This is a genomic window from Streptomyces sp. SID5785, from assembly GCF_009870065.1.
Classification (GTDB): Bacteria; Actinomycetota; Actinomycetes; order Streptomycetales; family Streptomycetaceae; genus Streptomyces.
Genome location: NZ_WWIA01000535.1, coordinates 1 through 4,848 on the forward strand (window position 1 = coordinate 1; position 4,848 = coordinate 4,848).

The 4,848-nt window shown below is 73.2% G+C and carries 5 protein-coding genes; 2 read left to right on the plus strand and 3 right to left on the minus strand.

Annotated features, from left to right (window positions below; genetic code table 11):
* Together GTW43_RS17430 and GTW43_RS17435 are read right to left on the minus strand one after the other, a co-directional pair.
* On the minus strand, positions 1-687 hold a 687-nt coding region (locus GTW43_RS17430), incomplete at its 3' end, for an AMP-binding protein (RefSeq protein WP_161302945.1).
* A gap of 144 nt (positions 688-831) precedes the next feature.
* On the minus strand, positions 832-1,509 hold the full coding sequence (locus GTW43_RS17435) for a TetR/AcrR family transcriptional regulator (RefSeq protein WP_343246037.1): 678 nt from the start codon (positions 1,507-1,509) through the stop codon (positions 832-834).
* A gap of 83 nt (positions 1,510-1,592) precedes the next feature.
* Between GTW43_RS17435 and GTW43_RS17440 the strand changes: the two genes are divergently transcribed.
* Positions 1,593-2,060 (plus strand): SCP2 sterol-binding domain-containing protein, encoded by a 468-nt coding sequence (locus GTW43_RS17440; RefSeq protein ID WP_202501566.1) that lies wholly within the window; start codon positions 1,593-1,595, stop codon positions 2,058-2,060.
* Between the two features lie 14 nt (positions 2,061-2,074).
* The gene (locus GTW43_RS17445; protein WP_161302946.1) at positions 2,075-3,289 is read left to right on the plus strand and encodes an acyl-CoA dehydrogenase family protein; all 1,215 of its coding nucleotides are present in this window, start codon (positions 2,075-2,077) and stop codon (positions 3,287-3,289) included.
* A 68-nt stretch (positions 3,290-3,357) separates the two neighbouring features.
* Here GTW43_RS17445 and GTW43_RS17450 read toward each other — a convergent pair.
* Positions 3,358-4,848: VWA domain-containing protein (locus tag GTW43_RS17450; RefSeq protein ID WP_161302947.1), on the minus strand; the 1,491-nt coding region annotated here is incomplete at its 5' end.

The window sequence follows — 4,848 nt, forward strand, 5'->3', positions numbered from 1 at the left end:
GCCCTTGGGGCGGCCGGTGGTGCCGGAGGTGTAGCAGACGGTGGCGATGGTGTCGGGGGTCAGCGCGGCGCGGCGCTCGGCGACCTCCTTGTCGGGTATGTCCCGGCCCAGCGTGGCGAGTTCGAGGACGGCGCCCGCGTCGAGGCGGCGCACGGTGGGGCGGTCGGCCTCCGGGAGCCGGGCGAGGGCGGCCGCGGCGGCGGCCGCGTTCTCCTCGGTGTCGACCACGAGGTGGCGGGCGCCGGAGTCGCGGACGATCCACTCGATCTGCTCGGGCGAGGACGTCGCGTAGACGGGCACGGTCTGGCCGCCCGCGGCCCAGACGGCGAAGTCGAGGACCTCCCACTCGTAGCAGGTCCGTGCCATGAGGGCGACGCGGCCGCCCGGTTCGAGCCCGGCGGCGATCAGCCCCTTGGCGGTGGCGGTCACCTCGCGGGCGAAGGCGGCGGCGGTGACGGGCTTCCACTCCCCCGCCTCCTTGCGGCGCAGGACGACGTCGTCCGGGGCCTCGGCCGCGTTGACGTACGGGATGTCGGCCGGGGTGGACCCGTCGGCGGGGGGCGCCGCCAGCGGGGCGACGTGTGCCTGGCGGACCGTGCCCGCCTCGTCGCGCACGAGGTCGACCCCGGCCCGTTCGGCCAGGTCGCTGCGCTTCCTGGCCCGCTTCAGATCCTTGCGTACGCCCATGACGGCTCCTGGTCGCGCGGCTGCTGGACTCCGGTGCTGCTGGTACTTACTGGAGAGTCAACTTACTCACGCGTAAGGAAAATTCAATGGGTCGCGCGCGAATGGTCACGAAGGGGCCGGCGCCGACGCGGGGGTGGGGCGGGTTCAGTCCCGGGGGAGCCAGGCCTCGCCGTCGAGGACGGCGCGCATGCCGACCCACACCATGTTCATCAGCCGCAGCGCGACCGCGTCGGGCGACTGGCCCGGGTTCTGCTCCGTCCAGTCGGTGAGCGAGTCGGCGGCGCCGACCAGGGCGTGCGCGACGAAGTCGGCGTCCTGGGCGTGCAGTCGCCCGCCCCGGCCGCTGTCGCTGATGCCGTCGCTGATCAGCCCGGCCACCTCGGCCATCACCGCGCGCCGCGCCTCGGCGACGGCCGCCGCGATGGCCTCGCTCAGCTCCGAGGCCTGGCGGTGCAGGACGACCCAGCTGTCGCGGTGCTCGGCGACGAACGCGAAGAACGCCGACAGGCCCGCGTAGAGCCGCAGTTCAGGCGCCGCGCCCGCGCCGCGGGCCGCGTCCTGGAAGGCGGCGACCAGCCGCTCGGCCTCGCGCCGCAGGCAGGCGAGGAACAGGCCTTCCTTGGAGTCGAGGTAGAGATAGACCATCGGCTTGGAGATCCCGGCCAGTTCGGCGATCTCGTCGACGCTCGCCGCGTGGTAGCCGCGCTTGGCGAAGACGGCCACGGCCACGTCGATGATCTGCTGCTCGCGCACCTCGCGCGGCACCCGCTTGCGCCGGCCGCCCGCCGTCCGCCCCTGCGCCGCTCCCGAAGTCCCCGTCACCCTTGTCAGCCTACCTACCTCGCCGTAACCTTACCAAGAAGTAATCTTACCGAACAGTAAGAACTATCCCGAGGGAGACTTCCATGAGCGGTGCCGACGACATCGCGGGCCTCGACTTCGCGAGCGTCACGCCCGAGGAGTTCGCGCGGCTCGTCAAGGGCCTGTCCGCGAAGGAGATCAACGAGATCGCGCGCGACGCCGAGCTGCGCGGCCGGGTCCTGAAGGAGGTCTTCGGGCGCATGGAGCGGCAGTTCAAGCCCGACGTGGCCGGCACGCTCGACGCGCTGATCCGCTGGAAGGTGACCGGCCAGGGCGACACCCCCGAGGCCGTCCACGAGACCCGCATCGCGAACGGCACGTGCACGGTCACCGAGGGCCGCTCGAACGCCGAGCCGCGCGTCACGCTCGTCATGGGCGACGCCGACTTCCTCAAGCTCGTCTCGGGCAACTCCTCGCCCGTCACGATGTTCATGATGCGCAAGGTCAAGATCGCGGGCGATCTCGCCCTCGCCGCCGGTCTGACCCGCTACTTCGACATCCCGAAGGCGTAAGGGGGCTCGGCGACATGGTGTTCTCTCTGGAACTCGACGAGGAACAGCGGGAGTTGCGCGACTGGGTGCACGGCTTCGCCGCCGACGTCGTGCGGCCCGCCGCGGCCGAGTGGGACGAGCGCGAGGAGACCCCCTGGCCGGTGATCCGGGAGGCCGCGAAGATCGGCCTCTACGGGTTCGAGTCGCTGGCGGAGCTCTTCGGCGACCCCAGCGGCATCTCCCTGCAGATCGCCAACGAGGAGCTCTTCTGGGGCGACGCGGGCATCGGCATGGCCCTGTTCGGCACCTCGCTCGCGGTGGCCGGGATCTTCTCCTCCGGCACACCCGACCAGCTGGCCGAATGGGTCCCCCAGTGCTTCGGCGACGAGAGCGACCCGCAGCTCGCCGCGTTCTGCGTCTCCGAGCCGCAGGCCGGCTCGGACGTCGCGGCGATGCGGACCCGGGCCCGCTACGACGAGGCCAGGGACGAATGGGTGCTGTCCGGCCAGAAGGCCTGGATCACCAACGGCGGCATCGCCAACATCCACGTGGTCGTCGCCTCCGTCGACCCCGAACTCGGCTCGCGCGGCCAGGCCGCGTTCATCGTGCCGCCGGGCACCCGCGGACTCGAGGGCGCCCGCAAGATCAAGAAGCTGGGCCTGCGCGCCTCGCACACCGCCGACGTGTTCCTCGACGACGTCCGCGTCCCCGGCCACTGCCTGCTCGGCGGCCGGGAGAAGCTGGACGCCCGCCTCGCCCGCGCCCGCGAGGGCACCCGCGGCGGGCGCGGCCAGGCCGCGATGTCCACCTTCGAGGTCAGCCGCCCGACCGTCGGCGCCCAGGCCCTCGGCATCGCCCGCGCCGCGTACGAGTACGCCCTGGAGTACGCGGGCGACCGCGAGGCCTTCGGCCGCCCGATCATCGAGAACCAGTCCATCGCCTTCGCCCTCGCCGACGTCCGCACCGAGATCGAGGCCTGCCGTCTCCTCATCTGGCAGGCGGCGTGGATGGCCCGCAACGACAAGACCTTCGACGCGGGCCAGGGCTCCATGTCGAAGCTCCGCGCCGGCGAACTGGCCGTCTCCGCCACGGAGAAGGCGATCCAGGTCCTCGGCGGCGCCGGCTACAGCCGCGAGCACCCGGTGGAGCGTATGTACCGGGACGCGAAGATCTACACCATCTTCGAGGGCACCAGCGAGATCCAGCGTCTGGTGATCGCCCGCGCGATCTCGGGGCGGCACATCCGGTAGACCGGGGCGGGCTCCCGCGCGCCGCGCACACGGACCCGCCCCGGCAGCCCCTCCCCCGGAGCACGTGATCAGGTGCGGGTCAGGCCCGAGGCCACGTCGATGGCGTGGGCCAGGTCCGTCACGTCCTTGTCCTCCGTGGACGTCGCCAGACGGTGGGCCTCGACCGACAGGTCCGGCAGGGACGGTTCGCCCGGGTAGGGGGACTCGTCCGGGGCGGAGAGCCGGTGGGCGAAGTAGGCCGCCGCGGCCGAGACACGCAGGCGCGGGGCCGTCGCCGTGGACCACAGAGGCCGGTCCAGGGACGCCGCGGAGATCGTGCCGCTGCGCTCGTGCGGGGTGCGGGAGGAGGGGTCGAGCCAGCGGACCGTGGCGCGGGCGACACGGCCCTCGGCGCCCGCGCGGAGCTTGACGGCGTAGAGCGCGGTCACGGTGTGGCCGGGGCCGATCTCGCCGCCGTCGACGGTGTCGTCGCGGAAATCGTCGTCCGCGACGCGCCGGTCCTCGTAGCCGAGCAGACGGAAGTCGGCGACGGTGCCGCGGTCGAAGACGACCTGGGCCTTGGCGTCGCGGGCCTTCAGGTCGACATTGGCCGGGAGCTGGTCGACGAAGACCTTGCGGGCGTCGGCCGGGGTGGAGACGTAGGTGGTGTGGCCGTCGCCCTTGTCGGCGAGGCGCTCCATGAGGGCGTCGCCGTACTCGCTGCCGACGCCGACGCCGAAGAGGGTGATGCCGTGTTCGCGGCGCTCGCTGCCGATGCGTTCGAGGATGGCGTCGGCGTCGGTCTCACCGGTGTTGGCGAGGGCGTCGGAGAGCAGCACGACCCGGTTGGTGGCGCCGCGCCGCAGCCCCTCCACGGCGGTGGCGTATCCGGTGTCGATGCCCGCGCCCAGGTTGGTGGAGTCGGTGGGTTCGAGGGAGTCGACCGCGTCGTGGACGTCCGCGCGGGTGGAGCCGTCGCGGGCGCCGAGCCGGGTCATCGGCAGCACGGTCTCGGCCTCGTCGCTGAAGGTCACGACGGCGAGGGAGTCGTCCGGGCCGAGCTGGTCGACGAGCGTGTCCAGGGACGTCTTGACGAGGTCGAGGCGGCCGGGCTCGGCCATCGAACCGGACACGTCGATGACGAAGGTCAGCGCCGCGGGCCGGCGCTCGTCGCGCGCGGGCGGCTGGGCCGTCGCGAGCCCCACCCGCATCAGCCGCCAGCCGTCGGAGCCGGTGCGGGCGCCGTCCACGCTGACCGAGAAGCCGTTGCCCTGCGGGCGCCGGTAGCCCTGCCGGAAGCTGTTGACGAACTCCTCGGGGCGCACCGTGTCCGGCGCCGGCAGCATGCCGTCCTCGAGGGTGCGGCGGGCGTAGCCGTACGACGCGGTGTCGACGTCGAGCGCGAACGTCGAGCGGTTGTCGGTCATGCCGCGGCGCTCGCCGTCGTCGGGGGCGACGGAGGCGGCGGGCCCGCCCTCGGCCCGCTCGCCGGAGCCCTTCCCCGAGCCGCCGCCGGGGGCGCCCGCGGCGGGCCGCCGGGCCGACGAGTCCTTCGCGGAGCCGTGGTCGTCGCCGCCCCC

Excerpts from the sequence above, each read along its gene's own strand:
- GTW43_RS17440 (WP_202501566.1), top strand. The coding sequence starts at position 1,593 with ATGAGCGGTGCCGACGACATCGCGGGCCTCGACTTCGCGAGCGTCACG.
- GTW43_RS17445 (WP_161302946.1), top strand. The coding sequence starts at position 2,075 with ATGGTGTTCTCTCTGGAACTCGACGAGGAACAGCGGGAGTTGCGCGAC.